This is a genomic window from Chryseobacterium sp. HMWF035 (genome assembly GCF_003094695.1).
Classification (GTDB): domain Bacteria; phylum Bacteroidota; class Bacteroidia; order Flavobacteriales; family Weeksellaceae; genus Chryseobacterium; species Chryseobacterium gambrini.
In genome coordinates this window covers 13,386-32,594 of sequence record NZ_QEHP01000094.1, presented here as the reverse complement: position 1 = coordinate 32,594, position 19,209 = coordinate 13,386, and the positions used below count along the sequence as shown (strand labels likewise).

Below are 19,209 nucleotides of genomic sequence, written 5' to 3'. Positions count from 1 at the left end.
CCGCCATAAAAAGTGGCGGTTTTTATTTAGAAAAGAATGTTTAGATGAAAAAGATTGTATTATTATTTCACTTATTGATTGTGATAGCTGTTTTTTCGCAGAAAAAATTTGATGTTGTTTATGAAGCAAATTATAAGCTAAATTACAAGCTTTCAAATGCAAGCAATTCCAAAAAAGAAACCACATTTGCTCTTCTAATTAATGAAAAATCTTCCTTTTTTAAAGATTTACACAGATATATTTCAGATTCTCTTATAGTAGAGAAAAAACTCAACACACTCGATGAAGCAATGAAATATAATACGGATTTTAGAGGCTATATTGGAACAACCTCTGCAAAATTGTATGTTACTGATGAAATTAATTATTCTTATTTCGGATATGAGGAACCAAACAATATAAACTGGAAGATTAAAAACGAATTCAAAACTGTTGCAGGGTATAAATGTCAAAGAGCAGAAGTTACGAAATACGGCAGAACTTGGATCGCTTGGTTTACTACGGATATCCCCTTCCAATTTGGACCGTATAAATTTAACGGATTACCGGGTTTAATTACTGAAGTGTACGATTCTAAATACGATTATCATTATACTCTTTATGCTTTCAGAAAAAGAAAATATACTTGCAAATCTGCTAATATTGCAACCAATATAAAAAATATGTCTAAAGAAAAAGTAGCTGAAGTTTTTAAAAACAGGCTTGCCGGAAAATTAAAATTAAATGAGCAATTTATAGAAAATCCAGAAGATCGTGAATACATGAGAAAAAATGCGGAAGAAGCTCTAAAAAAATATAATCCTATTGAATTGAATTTATATTAGAAACTAAAAATTTATTATCTAATATTCTTTATTAAAATTTTAGAATGATGTAAGACAAAGAAAAAGAGGGCTTTCTAAAATTTAGATGCCCTCTTATCATCTCACAAAGATTCACATTGTAAGATTTCTACAGTTTACAAAGCAATATCTAATGAATATGGAACAGAATATCTTATTGAAATTCTGAATAATATTAACATTATAAAAAACTAAAATGCCGGAAAGATCAAATTTAAATTATTTCGCTTATCATTTCTTTTGGCTTCCTGTAACGGTGGGAGCATTGTATATTTCCATTCAGTATTTTGTGGTGTACCATCTTCTGAATTTTGGACATTATGATATTCTTTTTACCATAACATCCTGTTTGCTTCTGTCGTTTGTAAATTTAGGTTTTGCTCTGATTAGTAAAGAAAGAAACCAGTTTGTAAAAGATTTTTCAGAATACGTTATCATTTTATACCTCTCGTGTATGTTGTCTTTTTTCATTCATTTTTGCAGGTTCAATTTTGGAACGGTAAGGCGTTGCGCTTTAGATATTGATATTTCAGAAGTGAAAAATATGCATGATGTGGCGATACTTTTTACATCCGTTATCAACATCATTTTTCTTTCCGTCATCCGTAGATATGAACTCAAAATTAGAGTATTGCATTTTGTTCTGTTTATTTTGGCGATGATTGCTCAGTTCTTTTATACACGTAGTTTTAGAATGATATAAATAAGATTAATGCTAAATTTTATTTTTTTTTGAATACTTTTTGTTGATTGTAAATATCTATTCACTCAGAAAAGGCTTTGATTTTTGAAAAAGGTTTTTAAGTTTTTAGTTTTTTCAGAATCATCCGCAAAATCTGAGTGATTTTTTAGACACTGCTCTGTCATTTCGACGAAGGAGAAATCTATTAAATATAATTGAAGAGATGCTTTTCAGCATGACAAACTTTGTTTCGGATTATCTAAACGCAAAGTTTTTCTTTTGAGAATGAATATATTAAGGGAGCAAAGTGAGGGCAGATTTCATCTGCTAAGAAGCGCGCTTCATCATCCGTCTGCGACGGAGTATCTTTGCTCCCCTTTAATGAGGTGAAAACTTTTTCCTTTGCGTTTAGATTGCAGTTTTTAAATCAATTAATAAAAATTATTTGACGAATTTTTCAGAATCATCTGCAAAATCCGCCAAATCTGCGGGAGTTTTTATAAGCAGAGTTGTTTTTAAATCGTCTTCCTAACTGTCTTTTCCCGTATAATAATTGTAATCCTTAATAACAACCCCGATGAACTGTCTTTCCGTCATTTTGGTAGGATCTACTTCCAGCTTCAGAATTCCTTTAATTTTATCGGAAAGTTTGCTGATGATTTGTCGGTCGTCCACTCTTAAAGCTTTCAGATAATTATCTTTAATAATTCTCATGTCATTATCGCTTAAAGCAATGACCTGCGGAAAAGTAGGAACATAATCTTCTTTAATGTTTTCCAGAATCGTATGCGAAATATTGATGTTGTTTTTTAGTGAAATAACGGCGGTTCCCGATGCAATATCTCCCAAACGCTGGTTGTTTTTGGAAACAATGGCAGAGATAAGACCGATAATAGAAATATCAATAATCCTGAAAACCCAGCGAATCATATAATCTCCGAATCCCGCTTGATAACCGTCGATTTTAACCACACGGATTTTCATGACTTTTTTCCCCGGAGTCTGCCCTTCCATCAGGCTTTCCAGAACAAGCGGATAAATCGCAGTCGGGAAAAGAAGAATGCTGTAAATAGCAATAATCGACCACTGATCCAGCCCGTCCATCACATAGCCCAGATTCAGAATATTGAAAAAAAGATACAGAATAGCGATGGTGTACGCAATTTGAATAAGAAGATCGATAATATAAGCAAGAAGTCTTTCTCCAACACCCGCAATGTTGAAATTAATATTTACATTTTGTGAAGTATTTATCGCGATTTGAGACATTATTTTTATTATTTTAGCCTTACAATTATGAGAGAAGTTTATTTCATTAAACAAAATAAAGAAAAATGGTTGGGAATAGAACAGGTTATTCAGGGGAAAATTAAAAAAAATCCTGATGATCTCTCTTCGCTGTACATCAACCTCGTTAACGACCTTTCTTTTGCACAGACGTATTACCCGAAAAGTAATACCACGGTTTATCTTAACCATTTGTCTGCACAGATATTCCAGAAAATTTATAAAACCAAAAGGGTAGAAGAAAACAGATTTCTGCATTTCTTCAAAACCGAAGTTCCTTTGCTGGTGTACCAGTACAGAAGATATTTGGGATATGCTTTTCTGTTCTTTACATTATTTACCTTAATCGGTCTGCTTTCCGGAATTTACGATAAAGATTTCGCCAAAGTTATTCTGGGTGAAGAATATGTGAACCAGACCATTGAAAACATTAAGGCAGGAAATGCGGTAGGAGTTTACCAGAGCGGTTCTACATGGGGAAGTACGATCGGGATTATTTTCAACAATATAAAAGTTGGTGCAAGACTGTATATCTACGGAATTGCAGGCGGAGTAGGAACGTTGTGGGCATTGCTGAACAACAGCGTGATGCTCGGTTCTTTCCAGTATTTCTTTTATGATTACGGCGCATTGAAGGACAGCGCAAGAGGAATCTGGCTTCACGGAGTTTTTGAAATCTTTGCGATGGTAGTGGAAGCCATGTGTGGTCTTATTCTGGGAGCCTCTATTTTATTTCCGAAAACACTGTCAAGATTTAATTCTTTCAAAAGCGGATTTAAAGATTCATTCAAAATATTCCTGAGTACGATTCCTTTCACCATCTGTGCAGGAATTATTGAAGGATATGTAACAAGACACGCCCTGAAAATGCCTTTAATTTTAAATTTAATTATTATTTTCGGGTCTTTGGCAATCATCGGGTTTTATTACTGTATTTACCCATCTGTTGTCAGCAAAAAAATTAATAACCAGATTCAGGATGCAGTTTTATAAAAAGAGAGATTTCGGAAGTTTCATCAGCGATACTTTTGCTTTTTTCAAATTATACGGTAAGAATTATTTTAAAAATTTTATTCTGCTGAACGGCTTGCTGCTTATTTTAACCGTTGTTGTGATGGTGGTAGGATTCAGAGAATTCTTCGGAGCCATTTTCGGATCGAATATGAGCGGACAAAGCTATTATTTTGAACAGTATTTTCAGGATAATTTAGGATTGATTATCATCGCGGGAATTGTACTTTTTGTGCTTTCCACAGCTTTAATGACGGTTAATCTGCTTTTTCCTGTATTTTATATGAAAAGAGCTGCGGAAGGACAGAAAGAAATAAAAACAGACGATATCATCAGTGATTTTAAAGTGAATTCTAAAAAAGTTTTCATTGCCTATTTCGGGCTCACCTTTTTGGTAATGCCGGTTGCAACGGCTATTTTCGGATTCTCTTATCTGTTGGTATTTTTTTTCATTGGAATTTTTCTGCTACTTTTTATCCTTCCGAATTTATTCAGCATCATTACCTTTCTCTGCTACGATTATTTTAACGGAAATAAAGGTTTTTTCGAAAGCCTAAGTTATGCTATAAGATCCCAGTTTTCTTATCCGAACGGAAGAGAAAAATCTCCCTACTGGAAATATTGGGGTGCAACCATTATTTTGGGACTGCTTTTTTATATTGTAAGCGGATTTTTATCCGGAGTTCCGATGGTTTTATACATTCTTAAACTTTCAACAACTGCTCCGGATGGGAATTTTGAACAGAATCCTTTCTCCGGAAATTTCGGAATTGTTATATTCTTTATCTACGGACTTTCAACGTTGGTTTCAACCATTTTAATGAATGTTCTGTATGTAAATTCAGGATTGATGTATTACGACAGCCGCACCGATCTTCATCAGAAAATGGAACTGGCAGAAATAGAAACAATAGGAAATAATGAATAGGCTTCTTCTTTTACTGCTTTTTTTCAGCTTCGGAACTGTTTTTTCTCAGCAGCAGGAAGATCTGCCTCCTGAAGAAGCGGTTTTTCTGGACTCGATAGAAACGGGACATTACAGGAATATGTACCGTGCAGATTCTGTATTGTATAAAAATCCGGTAACGGAAAACACCGTTTATCCTAAAAAATTTAAAGACAATATCCCTTCAAGATACAAAGACAAAGATTTCGATTATACTACGGTAAAACCCAGAATGTCTTTCGGGCAGAAGCTGATGAAGAAGCTCGCAGAATTGTTAGACAGTATTTTCGGGGAAACCGTATTTACAAAATCCGGAAATTTCGCAGGGATTTTAGTGCGTCTTTTTGTGATTGTTCTTGTCGGTTTCCTGCTGTATTTCATCATTAAATATCTCATCGGGAACGGCGGAATTTCATTCTTCGGAAAGAAAAACCGGAAAGTGGATATCCACGAAGAAGAGCTTCATGAAAATATTCACGAAATTAATTTTCCGGAAAGTATTCTGAAATTTGAAAAATCGGGCGATTTCCGTTCGGCGGTGCGTTATCAGTTTTTATTTGTCTTAAAAAAATTAAGTGATAAGAAACTCATCGTCTGGAATCCGGAAAAAACCAATAAAGATTATGCGGCAGAGCTGAAAGCACCGCACTTAAAAGAAAGTTTTTACGATCTTGCCTATATTTTCGATTATGTCTGGTACGGAGAATTCTCTATTGATGAAGAAAACTACCTGAAATTTAAAAACCAATATCAATCCTTTAAACCGTAATTAATTGTTATCATGAACAAAACTTTCAAAATATATGCTGTAATCTTCGTCGTGGTGATGATTATTCTGGCGTTGTTTGAAGTCAACAAAACAGAAAGTACGGATTGGAGGAAAAATTTCAAGACTTATCAGAAATCACCGTTCGGATTGTATGTTTTTAATAACGAGATCAAAGATCTTTTTAAGAATAAAGTTAAAAAAATAGATCAGACTCCTTACGATTATTATACCCAGAATAAAGAAAAAGGAAGTCATAATATCCTTGTCATCGAGCATGAAGTAGATACAGAATCGTGGAATAAAATTCTGGAAGAAGTTTCCAAAGGTTCCAACGCAATGTTGATTATCAGCGAAATGCCAAAAGAAATTTCCGACAGCATCGGTTATTATGATTCTATGATTTCTTTTCGGGATGAAAATGTTTTAAAACTTACCGACACGAAATACCAGAACGATTTCATTAAACTGGATAAATTTCCATCCGGAAGAGGATTTACCTTCATTAAACCGGGATCTGAAGTCTTAGGAAAAACGGTAGAAAAGAATAATGACGATCAGGCAAATTTTGTTAAAGTAAAATTCGGAAAAGGTTATTTTTACGTCCATTGCGAACCGCTTTTTATTACCAATTACTATCTTTTGAAACCCGGCAATGTAAAATATGTACAGGACGTTTTTTCTTATCTGGATGATAAAGAAACCTTGTGGTTTCTGGAAAGCAATTCGAAATCTTCCCAGTTTCTGCTGAGGTTTATCCTTTCAAACCCTGCTTTGAAATATGCTTGGTGGGTTCTTCTGGGCGGTTTGGCTTTATTTATTTTCTTTAATGCCAAAAGAAAACAGCGCATCGTCCCGATTGTGGAACCGCTGAAAAATAACTCGGTAGATTTTGTGAAAAGTATCGGAAATCTTTATCTTCAGGAAGGCGATTTCCATGATATGATGTCGAAAAAAGCCCAGTACTTCCTGAACAAAGTAAGAGTGGATCTCCTTATCGATACTCAGAAATTAGATGAAGAATTTGCAAAAAAACTCCATCTGAAAACCGGAAAACCGATGGAAATAATTGATGAAGCCATTGGACTGATTAAAAAAGGGCAGGATCCTTATGCGCACGTAATGAAGGAAGATCTTGTGAGAATGAATAAAATTTTGGATGAAATTATTTAATAAATGTAACAATCTGAAAATATAACAGTGTGGTAATTCTCAATGTAATTGGTAATTGGATATACTGTTCTATTGATAAATTATAGGATATGGAAAACTTTGAAAACCCAAATATAGAAAACGAATTTTCTATCAGCTTAGATAAAAAAGAAGATCAGTTTCAGTCGAGAATCGATATGATTGAACTTCGTACAAGTCTTGAAAAAGTAAAAGCCGAAATTGCAAAAGTAATCGTCGGTCAGGAAAACATGGTGGAGCATCTTTTGGCGGCACTTCTTTCGAACGGTCACGTTCTTATTGAAGGTGTTCCGGGAGTTGCCAAAACCATCACGGCAAAATTACTGGCAAAAACCATCGATGTAGGATTCAGCAGAATTCAGTTTACACCCGATTTGATGCCTTCCGATATTTTGGGAACTTCCGTTTTCAGCGTAAAAAATTCTGAATTTGAATTTAAAAAAGGACCTATTTTTTCTAATTTCATCCTGATTGATGAGATCAACCGATCTCCGGCAAAAACTCAGGCGGCTTTGTTTGAAGTGATGGAAGAAAGGCAGATCACGATGGACGGAACCCGCTATCCGATGGAAGAACCTTTCCTTGTGGTGGCAACCCAAAACCCGATCGAGCATGAAGGAACATACAGGCTTCCGGAAGCCCAGCTTGACCGTTTTTTGTTTAAAATAAATGTGGGTTATCCGAATCTGGAGCAGGAAATTGCCATCATCAAAAACCAGCACGAAAGCAAGCAGGAAGATAAAACGGAGGTTGTTAACAAAGTGATTACTGCACAGCAACTGAAAAATTATCAGCATCTGGTAAAGGAAATCATCGTTGAATCTCAGTTGATGGAGTACATTGCTAAAATTATTATCAACACCAGAGAAAACCAGTTCCTGTATTTAGGAGCTTCTCCGAGAGCGAGTCTGGCTTTGTTAACCGCATCTAAAGCATTTGCGGCTTTAAGAGGAAGAGATTTCGTAACGCCGGAAGACATTAAAGAAGCCAGTTATGCCGTTCTGAGACACAGAGTTATTGTATCGCCCGAAAGAGAAATGGAAGGCCTTACCGCAGACGAAATCATCAGACAGATTTTAGAGGGAATAGAGATTCCAAGGTAGATTTAATTACATCAACTATGAAAATAAACATTATACTTCTTTCAGCTTTTCTGATTTTTGGAGTGAAATTAGCAGGACAGAAAAAGCTACCTGTTATAAAAGCTGTTTCCGAGAATGTGGATATTAAAGTGGATGGAAAAAGAATAAAAAATGCATGGACAATTGTACCTGAAGAAAAACTGGATGTTTATACGACTTCCGGAAAAAAAGTTACTTTTTACACAGATTCAGATTCCATTTCATATAATTTAAAACCGGGATCCGTATTTGATTTTATCATTTTAAAAGGTAAAGATTCCGCCAGAACGCAGATTAAATATGAGCCTTCAAGGCTGGATATTCTTAAAAATGCCGGAAAATATAATTTCTCTGATGATCGCTTTATTCCAAAATTTGCTTATCAGTCTCAGGATAATGCAGATTTAAAAAGAATCAGAAAAGATCTTAAATTGGATTCAATCGCAGGAAATGGAAGTGAGCTTTCGAAGATTTTTAATCTGATGCATTGGGTGCATAATCTTGTAAGACATGATGGAAGCAGTAATAATCCAACGCTAAAAAATGCTATTGATCTTATTAGGGTTTGTAAAACAGAAAATCGTGGTGTAAATTGTAGAATGTTGGCAACAATTCTTAATGAATGTTATTTGTCATTGGGAATTAAATCTCGCTACATTACATGTATGCCAAAGGAAACTCAGTTTGATGACTGCCATGTAATTAATATGGTATATAGCAGCGAACTTAATAAATGGATCTGGATTGATCCTACTTTTGATGCATACGTTATGGACGATAAAGGAAATCTTTTGGGAATTCAGGAAGTCAGAGAAAGATTGGTCAAAGGATTACCATTGGTTTTGAATGCAGATGCAAACCGGAACAGGAATGTATTGCAGACAAAGGAAGAATATTTGGAAAATTATATGGCTAAAAATCTTTATCGTCTGGAAACTCCCGTTATAAGCCAATATGATTCTGAAACATGGAAGAATGGAAAAAGCATAGAATATGTAGAACTTCTTCCTTTGGATGGACTTGTTCAGGAACCACAAAAAAAAATGGTGAAAAATAATCAGACAGGGGTTACTTTTACCAACTATAAAACCAATAATCCTGATCTTTTCTGGACAAAGCCTTAATAGCTGATCTGGTAAAAAATGAAAAACTTATACCTCAATACACGCTTTTTCTTCACGCTCATTGGAGTGGGGATTCTGTATGTTTTCGCTTTTTTCTTTCCGTTACTCATGTGGGTAGCGCACATCGTTTTGCTTCTGGTTTTTTTAGCGGCAATGGTGGATTATCTTTTTGTTTTCAACAGGAAAGAAGGGATTTCTGCACAGAGAATATTGCCCGAAAAATTATCCAATGGTGATGAAAATCCCGTAAAAGTTGATATTAAAAACAACTATGCTTTCAAAATTAATGTGAAAGTAATTGACGAAATTCCGTTTCAGTTTCAGAAGAGAGATTTTTTAATCGAAAAACAGATTGAACCGGGGAGAAATACATTTTTTCAATACATTTTAGAGCCAAAGGAAAGAGGAGAATATAATTTCGGCAGTTTAAATGTGTATGTATCTTCACCTTTAGGTTTTGTCGCAAAACGGTTTAATTTTCAGAAAGATGCCAATTTGCCGGCTTATCCTTCATTTATTCACTTAAGAAAATATGAACTGATGGCTTTGCAGAGTGAATTTCTGTTGGGCGGAATCAAAAAAATCCGAAAACTGGGACATACGATGGAGTTTGAGCAGATTAAAGAATATGTTCCGGGAGATGACATCAGAACGATCAACTGGAAAGCGACGTCCAAAACAAACCGATTGATGGTCAATCAGTTTCAGGATGAAAAATCACAGCGTATTTTTATGCTGATTGATAAAGGACGAACGATGAAGATGCCTTTCAAAGGACTGAGTCTTTTGGATTATTCCATTAATGCAACGATGGCTTTATCCCATATCATTCTGAAAAAAGGCGACCGCGCCGGAATGATGACTTTTTCTAAAAAAACAGAAAATAAAATTGCTGCGGAAAATAAATCGGGACAGCTTAGAAAAATTTCGGAAGCCCTTTACAACATCAAAACAGATTTCTTTGAAAGTGATTTTAACAGATTGTATCAGGATGTAAAATATTCGCTGAACCAGAGAAGTTTGATTTTACTTTTTACGAATTTTGAAACATTGGATGGCTTAAACCGTCAGTTAAAATATCTTCGTGGAATCGCTAAAAACCATTTATTGGTTGTGGTTTTCTTCAAAAATTCAGAATTGCAGACGTTAATTCATAAAAATCCTGAAAGTATGCAGGAAGTATACGACGAAATCATTGCAGAAAAATTTGAGTTTGAAAAGAAACTGATTATTCAGGAACTCCGCAAATACGGAATTTACACAGTGTACACTTTACCGGAAAATCTGAACATTGATGTCATCAATAAATATCTGGAAATTAAAGCGAGGGGGATTTTGTAATTTTTAACAGGGATTTCATTGCAAAATGAACCGCAAAATTCACAAATGATTTAAGCAAACTTATAAATGACGAAAATTGCATTGTTTATAGTATGTCTCTGTTGTTTTTTATCCTGCGACAAGAAAATAAAACAAGAGGATGATTTTGTCATTTTTAAAGTAAATCCTAAAATACAAAATGTTGCTTTTTACTGGAAAGATGATAACGGAACAATTCTTAAAAGCATTGCTCATCTAAAGAATAAAACGGAGCAGGGAAATAAAGAATTAATATTTGCCATGAACGGCGGAATGTTTGAACCCAATAACTTTCCCAAAGGATTGTATATTGAAAATTTTAAAATCCTGAATAAAACAGATACTTTATCCGGTAAAGGAAATTTTTATCTCCATCCTAACGGAATATTTTATCTCACAAAAAATAATGAAGCTGAAATTGTTGAAACAAAAGCTTTCAGAAATAATTCTGAAATAAAATATGCAACACAATCCGGACCGATATTGCTGATTGATGGGAAAATAAATCCAATATTTAAAAAAGATTCAAAAAATATCAACATCAGAAATGGAGTCGGAATTCTAAATGATGGAAATATAGTTTTAATAATGTCTAAAAAAGAGGTTAATTTTTATAATTTTGCTTCCGTATTTAAAGAATCAGGCTGTACAAAAGCTTTGTATCTTGATGGCTTCGTTTCCAGAACCTATTGTCCCGAACAGAAATGGACGCAGGAAGACGGAAACTTCGGAGTCATGATCGGGGTTACCACATCTAAAAAATAAATTTAAAAATGAAAATATCACTTAACCGAATCAACGACGATTTTTTATTTGAATGTACCAATTCTCAGGGGAATTCAATTCTTTTAGATAATACAACACAGCCCGGAGCGAAAGGAGTTTCTCCGATGGAAAGTGTTCTGATGGCAGTTGCGGGATGCAGCGGAATAGACGTTGTTTCTATTCTGAAAAAACAGAGACAGGAAATCACAGATTTTAAAGCAGAAGTAGAAGGCGAAAGAATTCCTGTAGATGATGCAAAACCTTTCAAATCTATAAAAGTTAAGTTTCTTCTGGAAGGGAATATTGATCCTAAAAAAGCGCAGAAAGCAGCCCAGTTGTCTTTCGAGAAATACTGTTCGGTTTCCAAAACACTGGAACCGAATGTAGAAATAGGATATGAAGTATTTGTAAACGGAGAGATCGCAGAAGCGTAATCTTTACTTACAATATTAAAAACAAATCGCGGGCAGAAATTTATTTCTGCCCGCGATTTTCGTTACCAATGGTTATTTATTTTTTCATGGTTTTCATACTTTTTACAGAACCGTCTTTCATGGTTAAAGTCAGAATATACATTCCGGATTTTATTCCTCCAAGGAATAGGGATGAAGAAGGATTTTCAACAGTTTGTACCACCACTCCCGAAGCATCCGTAATTACTGCTTTTTTCACATTTTCAGGTTTTTCAAGATAAAGAACATCAGCAAAAGGATTCGGATAGGCAATTCTTTCTTTCTCTTTCGCAGTCACCTCACCGGTTGCCAAAACAACAGGCTGAACAGTTACGGTTACCGTAAAAGTTCCGTTATCCACTTTGTTGTAATCTACACTGCAACCGGAGCCTCCGTAAGTTCTCCATGCTCGCAGATCAAAATTTACCATTCCTGTTAAATTATTGGCAATATTGAGTCCCGTTCTGTTATAAGAAAACGTTCCTCCGTTTGATCCCGATCCTGAACTTACAGATGATTCTGCTGTTCCGTTAGAAGAACATACCAATAAACTTTTCTGTTCAGACATCCATCCGTTGCTTGCCGTTGTCATCGTATAGCTCACATCTGTAGATACAACTTTGTACCCATTCGGAATATTGATAGATACACTTCCTGCACAGTTAGTTGTTGTTGTATTATCCGGTCCCCAGTTGAATTCCGTACTGATATCTCCGCCTGTATACGTTGCAGAAATTTGTCCCGGTGCAAACTGCTTCATTTTCCAGAATCCATATGATGAACCTCCGCAATAGGATCTTACCCAGAAATAGTAGGTTTGTCCTGTTGATAAACTGTTCAGAGTAACTGAAGTTCCCGAAGGTACACTTCCTGTAGGTGTTGTACTTGCTGTAGGTGGAGTGGAAGAAGTACTGTAATAATATTGATATCCCGAAGAAGGTGCACTGGAAGGAGCTGTCCAGCTTAACGTCGCTCCGTTCATGGTAGTAACCGCGGTAATGTTGGTAGGCGCTTCGCAGGGATTATAAGAATCTGCTGCAAAAGCAAAAATATTCGGAATACCTCCCGAACCGGATTTGGTTACCGTAACACTTTTAATGACTCTGGATAAATTTGTAGGATTTATTGATAAAGGAATCTGGTAAAGTCTGGGATCTGTTCCGGAACCGGATTCAAGATTGTTATTGCTGATGTTGATCCTTCCGATTCCCTGAATGGCAAAATTGCTCCCGTAATACCAGTCGGAAATACTGATGCCGGTAAACGTCTGAGAAGTATTGTCTGTAAAATTTACATCCACATCTACGGTACAGGATCCGCTTCCTCCTGTTGCCAACATATACAGTGTGTTTGCTGAAAGGGGGTTGGAAAATTGTAAAGTTCCGTTATCGCCACTGTTTTGCAGCCTTAAAACATTGTTTGAACTGTAAGATGCCAGTTGATAGGAAAGTCCCGGAGTTGAAGAAACTACAGAATTGATAATTCCATTCACAGGCAGTCCGTAAGTAAGTTGCGAACTTGAAGCCGTTAACTGAAAATCTCTTGAGACAAATGCATAGCTTACCCCATCAACATCATTATTGGTGGAAGAAGCCGATGAACCCACACCGTTGGCGACTACATCTGCATTATATCCGCTCTGAATAAATAAAGGCTGATAATTCTGCGCTTTTACATGGGTTGTGAATAACGATGAAACTAAAAAAGTTGCAATAGGTAGTAGTTTTACTTTCATGAAATAATTATTAGATTTTATTCTGCTAATATAGTTATTAGGTATTAAATTAATAATTATTTTTGCTTATAAATATTGATTTTTTATGTTAAATGCATAAAAATTTATTTTGTACTAATGAGAAAATAGATTTTAGCTATAACCTTTAACATATCAACTGACGGTATTTATGTTATGTGGTGAATAATAAAAAAAGGATATCTCAAAATTGAAATATCCTGTTAAAATTTATGTTTAGTTAATATTACATCAACAATCTTGGCTTCAAAAGCTTGGCAACCGTAGCTGTCCATCCTGTCTGATGCGATGCTCCTACACCGCGGCCGTTATCACCGTGAAAATATTCGAAAAAGGTAATGTAATCTTTAAAATTTTCATCGTAATTAAACTTCGCATTTCCTCCGTTGAAAGCACGTTCTCCATTCTCGTCTTTTAGGAAAATAGAACAAAGTCTGTTGCTGATATCGTGGGCGACTTCATCCAGATTTTTCTTCTCTCCGCTTCCGGTCGGCAATTCCACTTTCATGCTGTTTCCGTAATAGAAATGGAATCTCTGCAAACTTTCTACAATCAGGAAGTTGATCGGGAACCAGATCGGACCACGCCAGTTGCTGTTTCCCCCGAACATTCGGCTGTCACTTTCTGCAGGCGTATAATAAACAATATTTTCAGTGCCATGAACAGAAAATTTGAACGGTTTTTCTTCATACACCTTAGACATTGCCCGAATTCCGTATTGGCTTAAAAATTCTTTCTCATCAAGCATTCTGGTCAAAACTTTTGTCAGACGGTTTTTTCTCAGAATACTCATCAGATGCTTTCTTCCATGACCTTCTTCTTCCCAGTGCGAAACAAGTTTCGTGAGTTCAGGTTTGTTTTTCAAAATCCAATCCATTCTGGTGGTAAAGTTGGGCATTTTATCCAACAGATGATGATCGATGATTTCTACGGCAAACATAGGAATCAATCCTACAATACTTCTCAGCTTCAGGGAGACACTGTCGCCGTTCCCAAGCTGAAGCACATCGTAGAAAAAGCCGTCTTCTTCATTCCAGAGTCCTTTTGTGCCTTCACCCAGATTTTCCATGGCTTCGGCGATATAAAGATAATGCTCAAAAAATTTAATCGCCATATCTTCATACACCTGATAATACTGAGCCAGTTCCATGGCAATTCGCATCATATTCAGAGCGTACATTGCCATCCAGCTCGTTCCGTCGGCCTGCTCCAGATGCTGTCCGTCTTTTAGCACCATATTCCGGTCAAAAGCCCCGATGTTATCAAGCCCTAGAAAACCTCCCCCGAAAATATTTTTTCCGTTTTTATCTTTTCGGTTTACCCACCAGGTGAAATTCAGCAGTAATTTCTGAAAAACCTTTTCTAAAAATAAAAGATCAGGTTTGCCGTTTTGCTTTTCATCAATTTTAAATACTCGGAAGCACGACCACGCATGAACGGGAGGGTTTACATCGCTCAGGTTCCATTCGTAGGCAGGAAGCTGTCCGTTCGGATGCATATACCATTCTTTCGTTAATAAAAGAAGCTGTCCTTTTGCAAATTCCGCATCAATAATCGCAAACGGAACACAATGGAAGGCAAGATCCCAAGTTGCATACCAAGGATATTCCCATTTATCAGGCATCGAGATGATGTCTTTATTGTGCATATGATTCCATTCCGTGTTTCGGACATAATGGTTAAAATTTCTGGGAGCTTCAAAATTCGGATCGCCTTTCAGCCATTTTCCTACATTATAGTGATAAAACTGCTTGTTCCAGAGAAGTCCTGCAAAAGCCTGCCTTTGAACGTTTTTTTCATCGTCATCAGAAACGTCATTCTGAATTTCGGCATAAAATTCATCCGCTTCAGCAACTCTGCTGCTAAAGATCTCATCAAATTCATAAAACGGATTCTCCAGTTCATTGGGAGACAATCTGAAATCAAACGTTTTCGATTGTCCGGCTTCAATCACTTCATCAATTAAAAAAGAAGCTTTTGTTCCTCTCTTTTCAGGATTCACGGTGTTGCTTCCGTAGGTGATATAATCGTTGATGCCATCCTTGTAATAAGTATTTCCCGGATAGGGTGTTCCGTATAATTTCGGACTGTTGGTTTCATTATCACAGAAAACACTTTCCGCGGCAATATTTCTTGAATAAAACTTTTTTATCGGAACACTGTCATGGTTGATGGTGATGCAGCCTTCATGAGAAGCATTGATTTGTCCTTTATACGTATTATAACCCCATTTCCAGTTATTTCTGAACCACACCGTGGGAGCCAATACAATCGGAGCCACTATATTGCTTCTGTTGCAGACCGTTACTCTTACTAAAATATCGTTGTATTCTGCTTTAGCGTACTCTATAAAAATATCAAAATATTCATCCTGATCAAAAATTCCGGTGTCGAAAATTTCATATTCCGCTTCCTTTTTACTTCTTTTTCCATTTTCAGAAAGCAGTTCATCATACGGAAACGCATTAATCGGATATTTGTACACCATTTTCATATAGCTGTGAGTAGGTGTATTATCCAGATAATAAAATAGTTCTTTAATGTCTTCTCCATGATTTCCCTGTGGATTGCTCAATCCAAAGAAGCGCTCCTTCACCATCTTATCTTTTTTGTTCCAGAACGAAAGCGCAAAACAGAAAAGCTGCTTTGCATCAGAAATTCCCGCTATCCCTTCCTCTCCCCAACGGTAGGCATAGCTTTCTGCGTTATTGTGATTGGCGAAATTCCATGCATCGCCGTTTGGGCTGTAGTCTTCGCGTACATTTCCCCATTGCCGGTTACTCACATAAGGTCCCCAGTTTTTCCAGTTTGTGTCTTGTAATCTTTGTTTTTCAGCAATCATATCTCATCATTTTCATTACGAAGTTAGTTTTTTTGCGAAAAAATTCCAACTCACGAAATTGGAATTATTATTAATATTTCCCTGAAAGCCTTCTGTTTATCGGGGTTTGTAAGATTAAATTAAATTTTTATAAATATTTAAAAGAAAAGTTTTATCTTTGCACCATTCGTTCATTCAAATATTGAAAATGTTATCAAGAAAGGTTGAGGGATTAGACCCTATGAAACCTTAGCAACCCTTTGCGCAAGCAATGAAGGTGCTACGTTCTACCAGAATTATTTTGGACAGATAACTCACTGAAGTTCTTTCAGCCATTTCCTGTGGCATTTTCAATTGTATTAAAATAATAGAATTGAAAACAGAACTTAAACATATTAATTTTTCGTATCGTACCGATTCCCAAAAGGAATACAATATCCCGTTGAGCTATCAGCTTTTCGGGAAAGACCTGTTTTCTGCCCCGATCATTTTAGTGAATCATGCTTTAACCGGAAATTCCAATGTTTCCGGAGAAAAAGGATGGTGGAAACAACTGGTTGGAGAACATCAGGTAATCGATACCGACCAATATACAGTTCTGTGCTTCAATATTCCCGGAAACGGATTTGATGATTTTTTTATTGATGAATGTGAAGATTTCACGCCTTCAGATATAGCAAACATATTTTTGAAAGGCCTTGAAATTTTAAATATCAAAAGTTTACACGCCATTATTGGAGGTTCTTTAGGAGGCGGAATCGGCTGGGAAATGCTGGTGAAAAAGCCACATCTTGCCGAAATTTTCATCCCGGTAGCATGCGATTTTAAAACCCACGACTGGCTTCATGCACAATGTCTGGTTCAGAAATTTTTATTAAATCAAAACGATGAACCTTTACAGAAAGCCAGAATTCATGCAATGTTGTGCTACAGGACTCCTGAATCGTTAAATAACAGATTTCAAAACAGATACAGTGAAGAAAAGCAGAGATTAGAGTCAGAAGACTGGCTTGTTTATCACGGAAAAGCTTTAAACGAAAGATTTAGTTTAAAATCATACAAGCTCATGAATCATTTGCTGATGAACATCAATGCCAATGAAGAACATTTGGAAAAAATTCAGGCGCGAATGCACATGATCTCTGTAGATACAGATTTATTTTTCCCCGCCTCAGAAATCCGGATGTGTTTTGAAAAGCTGAAAGAGAAAAACAAAGATGTTTTCTATCACGAGATCACCTCAGTTCATGGGCACGATGCCTTCTTAATGGAATATAAACAATTAAATACGATCATTAAAAATATTTTGAAAAATGAGTAAGATTAATGCTAAAGAAATAAAATTTTTAAAAAACAGATCCATCATCAAATTTGAAGGAGAAGATTTCTTAGGTGAAATCGGGATCGACGGACGAATTTTTAAAGCGCTTACTTTGGCGCGAATCAGTGTGGGAGTAATTTCCCAGCAGGCAATTGAAAACGGAATCTCCATTTTAGTTCATGAAAACGATTCCGAAAAAGCAGTCAATTGTTTGATTGACGAATTTGAACCAGAAAGAAAATCGGGGAAAGTTTCCCAGATTTACAGCATCAATAATGTGTCGGTGTTAGGATTTGTTGCAGAGGATTTCAACAAAGTATTGGCGGAACTCGCAAGAAATAATGTCTTTCCATTGCTTTTGAACCAGATTGCAGCCGAAAAACGTGTAAATATCGTTGTGACATCTTCACAGGACGAAAAAGCAAAAAATATCATCGAATCTGAAATTTCCAAAAAACCGAAAACCGTTCATCTGGCAATCATCGGTCACGGAAACGTAGGGAAAACTTTAATACAGCAGGTTTTGGAATCTTCAGAAGAAATTAAAAGACGAAAAAAAATAGACCTGAAAGTAGTTGCAGTTGCCAATTCCAGGAAAATAGCATTCAACAAAAAAGGATTCGACAGCAATTGGAATGATGAGGTTTTAACGGCAGAAAAACCTTCCGATGTTCAGGAACTGATTAATTTCTCCAAAGAAAATCAGCTTGAAAATTTAATCGTTGTGGATAACACCGCAAGCAAAGACTTCGTGAAAAATTATCACACATTGGCAGAAAACGGCTTCGATCTCGTTTCTTCCAACAAAATTTTCAACACCCTTCCGATTTCAGAATACCGTCAACTAAGATATACGTTGAACAAAAACAACAGACGCTATCTCTACGAAACCAATGTGGGAGCAGGTTTACCATTGATCGACACCATTAAACTTCTACACCTTTCAGGAGAAAATATCACAAGAATTAAAGGCGTTTTCTCAGGAACATTAAGCTATGTTTTCAATAATTTTTCTTTGAGAGACGATAAGTTTTCCACCATCATCAATGAAGCGTTGGAAAAAGGATATACAGAACCCGATCCAAGAGAAGACCTGTCAGGAAACGATGTGGCAAGAAAATTATTGATTCTGGCGAGAGAATTAGACTTAATCAATGAGTTTGAAGATATTAAAATTCAGAATCTTGTTTCTGAAAATCTGCTTTCTGTTTCCAAATCAGAATTCCTTTCAAGACTGGACGAATTAGATGCGGAATATCAGAAAATCAAAGAAAATCAGGAAGAAGGACACGTTTTAAGATATGTGGGAGATCTTCACGGAGATTTGCAGAAAGAAAAAGGAGAACTGGATGTGAAATTAATTTCCGTTCCGGCAACTTCCGCGTTAGGACAACTAAAAGGCTCAGATTCAATCTTCGAAATCTACACCGAAAGTTACGGAGAAAACCCAATCGTCATCATGGGAGCCGGCGCCGGCGCAATAGTTACGGCAAGAGGTGTATTCGGAGACATTTTAAGAGTAAGTGAAACGAAATAGAAGAACCTGTGAACCCGAAGGGTTCAATATTAATAGCCGTAGGTAGAACCTATGGAACGAAATAAAACAGCGTTTAAACCCGAAGGGTTCAATATTAGTAGCCGTAGGTGAAAACCTATGGAAAAAATAAAACATTAATAGCCGTAGGTAAAACCTATGGAACGAAATAATAATATTAATATAACAATTTAATAATGTAGCAGTTACCAATATTCATTACAATTGTCATGC

At 36.0% G+C, this 19,209-nt stretch carries 16 protein-coding genes and 1 riboswitch; of the genes, 13 read left to right on the top strand and 3 right to left on the bottom strand.

Features of this window, described 5'->3' with window-relative positions; all coding sequences use genetic code 11:
* The first annotated feature begins 44 nt into the window (after positions 1-44).
* Both DD829_RS14165 and DD829_RS14160 read left to right on the top strand, forming a co-directional pair.
* Positions 45-824, top strand: a complete 780-nt coding sequence (locus DD829_RS14165; RefSeq protein WP_116547866.1) for a GLPGLI family protein — start codon at positions 45-47, stop codon at positions 822-824.
* A gap of 214 nt (positions 825-1,038) precedes the next feature.
* Complete coding sequence (locus DD829_RS14160) at positions 1,039-1,545, top strand: hypothetical protein (RefSeq protein WP_108410657.1); 507 nt, start codon at positions 1,039-1,041, stop codon at positions 1,543-1,545.
* A 507-nt stretch (positions 1,546-2,052) separates the two neighbouring features.
* Here DD829_RS14160 and DD829_RS14155 read toward each other — a convergent pair.
* On the bottom strand, positions 2,053-2,793 hold the full coding sequence (locus DD829_RS14155; RefSeq protein WP_108410658.1) for an RDD family protein: 741 nt from the start codon (positions 2,791-2,793) through the stop codon (positions 2,053-2,055).
* Between the two features lie 27 nt (positions 2,794-2,820).
* Here DD829_RS14155 and DD829_RS14150 point away from each other — a divergent pair, with 27 nt between their 5' ends.
* From DD829_RS14150 to DD829_RS14110, 9 genes are all read left to right on the top strand, one after another.
* Positions 2,821-3,804 (top strand): stage II sporulation protein M, encoded by a 984-nt coding sequence (locus DD829_RS14150; protein ID WP_108410659.1) that lies wholly within the window; start codon positions 2,821-2,823, stop codon positions 3,802-3,804.
* Positions 3,791-4,750, top strand: coding sequence for a DUF4013 domain-containing protein (locus DD829_RS14145; protein WP_108410660.1), 960 nt, complete (start codon positions 3,791-3,793; stop codon positions 4,748-4,750). Before DD829_RS14150 ends, DD829_RS14145 begins: the two co-directional genes overlap by 14 nt.
* A complete protein-coding gene (locus DD829_RS14140) occupies positions 4,743-5,537 on the top strand; it encodes a DUF4129 domain-containing protein (protein WP_108410661.1) in 795 nt (264 codons plus the stop codon). The genes DD829_RS14145 and DD829_RS14140 overlap by 8 nt, the downstream gene beginning before the upstream one ends.
* Before the next feature lie 12 nt (positions 5,538-5,549).
* Positions 5,550-6,707, top strand: a complete 1,158-nt coding sequence (locus tag DD829_RS14135) for a hypothetical protein (RefSeq protein WP_108410662.1) — start codon at positions 5,550-5,552, stop codon at positions 6,705-6,707.
* 89 nt (positions 6,708-6,796) lie between these two features.
* On the top strand, positions 6,797-7,828 hold the full coding sequence (locus DD829_RS14130) for an AAA family ATPase (RefSeq protein WP_185140320.1): 1,032 nt from the start codon (positions 6,797-6,799) through the stop codon (positions 7,826-7,828).
* 17 nt (positions 7,829-7,845) lie between these two features.
* Complete coding sequence (locus DD829_RS14125) at positions 7,846-8,970, top strand: transglutaminase-like domain-containing protein (protein WP_108410663.1); 1,125 nt, start codon at positions 7,846-7,848, stop codon at positions 8,968-8,970.
* An 18-nt stretch (positions 8,971-8,988) separates the two neighbouring features.
* Entirely contained in the window at positions 8,989-10,311 is a 1,323-nt protein-coding gene (locus DD829_RS14120; protein ID WP_076395018.1) for a DUF58 domain-containing protein, read from the top strand.
* Between the two features lie 66 nt (positions 10,312-10,377).
* A complete protein-coding gene (locus DD829_RS14115; RefSeq protein WP_116547865.1) occupies positions 10,378-11,094 on the top strand; it encodes a phosphodiester glycosidase family protein in 717 nt (238 codons plus the stop codon).
* An 8-nt stretch (positions 11,095-11,102) separates the two neighbouring features.
* Positions 11,103-11,528, top strand: a complete 426-nt coding sequence (locus DD829_RS14110) for an OsmC family protein (RefSeq protein ID WP_108410847.1) — start codon at positions 11,103-11,105, stop codon at positions 11,526-11,528.
* Positions 11,529-11,604: 76 nt separating this feature from the next.
* Here the strand turns inward: DD829_RS14110 and DD829_RS14105 are convergent, their stop codons facing one another.
* Together DD829_RS14105 and DD829_RS14100 are read right to left on the bottom strand one after the other, a co-directional pair.
* Positions 11,605-13,281, bottom strand: a complete 1,677-nt coding sequence (locus tag DD829_RS14105; protein ID WP_108410848.1) for a T9SS type A sorting domain-containing protein — start codon at positions 13,279-13,281, stop codon at positions 11,605-11,607.
* 244 nt (positions 13,282-13,525) lie between these two features.
* Positions 13,526-16,141 (bottom strand): MGH1-like glycoside hydrolase domain-containing protein, encoded by a 2,616-nt coding sequence (locus tag DD829_RS14100; RefSeq protein ID WP_108410150.1) that lies wholly within the window; start codon positions 16,139-16,141, stop codon positions 13,526-13,528.
* Positions 16,142-16,328: 187 nt separating this feature from the next.
* Positions 16,329-16,436: riboswitch (SAM riboswitch) on the top strand.
* Positions 16,437-16,493: 57 nt separating this feature from the next.
* Between DD829_RS14100 and DD829_RS14095 the strand changes: the two genes are divergently transcribed.
* Positions 16,494-17,441: an alpha/beta fold hydrolase gene (locus DD829_RS14095; RefSeq protein WP_108410149.1), complete on the top strand. Its 948-nt coding sequence runs from the start codon at positions 16,494-16,496 to the stop codon at positions 17,439-17,441.
* A complete protein-coding gene (locus tag DD829_RS14090; protein ID WP_108410148.1) occupies positions 17,434-18,978 on the top strand; it encodes an ACT domain-containing protein in 1,545 nt (514 codons plus the stop codon). Before DD829_RS14095 ends, DD829_RS14090 begins: the two co-directional genes overlap by 8 nt.
* Positions 18,979-19,209: the final 231 nt, after the last annotated feature.

Coding starts and splice junctions, on each gene's coding strand:
- DD829_RS14165 (WP_116547866.1), top strand. CDS start 45: ATGAAAAAGATTGTATTATTATTTCACTTATTGATTGTGATAGCTGTT.
- DD829_RS14160 (WP_108410657.1), top strand. CDS start 1,039: ATGCCGGAAAGATCAAATTTAAATTATTTCGCTTATCATTTCTTTTGG.
- DD829_RS14155 (WP_108410658.1), bottom strand. CDS start 2,793: ATGTCTCAAATCGCGATAAATACTTCACAAAATGTAAATATTAATTTC.
- DD829_RS14150 (WP_108410659.1), top strand. CDS start 2,821: ATGAGAGAAGTTTATTTCATTAAACAAAATAAAGAAAAATGGTTGGGA.
- DD829_RS14145 (WP_108410660.1), top strand. CDS start 3,791: ATGCAGTTTTATAAAAAGAGAGATTTCGGAAGTTTCATCAGCGATACT.
- DD829_RS14140 (WP_108410661.1), top strand. CDS start 4,743: ATGAATAGGCTTCTTCTTTTACTGCTTTTTTTCAGCTTCGGAACTGTT.
- DD829_RS14135 (WP_108410662.1), top strand. CDS start 5,550: ATGAACAAAACTTTCAAAATATATGCTGTAATCTTCGTCGTGGTGATG.
- DD829_RS14130 (WP_185140320.1), top strand. CDS start 6,797: ATGGAAAACTTTGAAAACCCAAATATAGAAAACGAATTTTCTATCAGC.
- DD829_RS14125 (WP_108410663.1), top strand. CDS start 7,846: ATGAAAATAAACATTATACTTCTTTCAGCTTTTCTGATTTTTGGAGTG.
- DD829_RS14120 (WP_076395018.1), top strand. CDS start 8,989: ATGAAAAACTTATACCTCAATACACGCTTTTTCTTCACGCTCATTGGA.
- DD829_RS14115 (WP_116547865.1), top strand. CDS start 10,378: ATGACGAAAATTGCATTGTTTATAGTATGTCTCTGTTGTTTTTTATCC.
- DD829_RS14110 (WP_108410847.1), top strand. CDS start 11,103: ATGAAAATATCACTTAACCGAATCAACGACGATTTTTTATTTGAATGT.
- DD829_RS14105 (WP_108410848.1), bottom strand. CDS start 13,281: ATGAAAGTAAAACTACTACCTATTGCAACTTTTTTAGTTTCATCGTTA.
- DD829_RS14100 (WP_108410150.1), bottom strand. CDS start 16,141: ATGATTGCTGAAAAACAAAGATTACAAGACACAAACTGGAAAAACTGG.
- DD829_RS14090 (WP_108410148.1), top strand. CDS start 17,434: ATGAGTAAGATTAATGCTAAAGAAATAAAATTTTTAAAAAACAGATCC.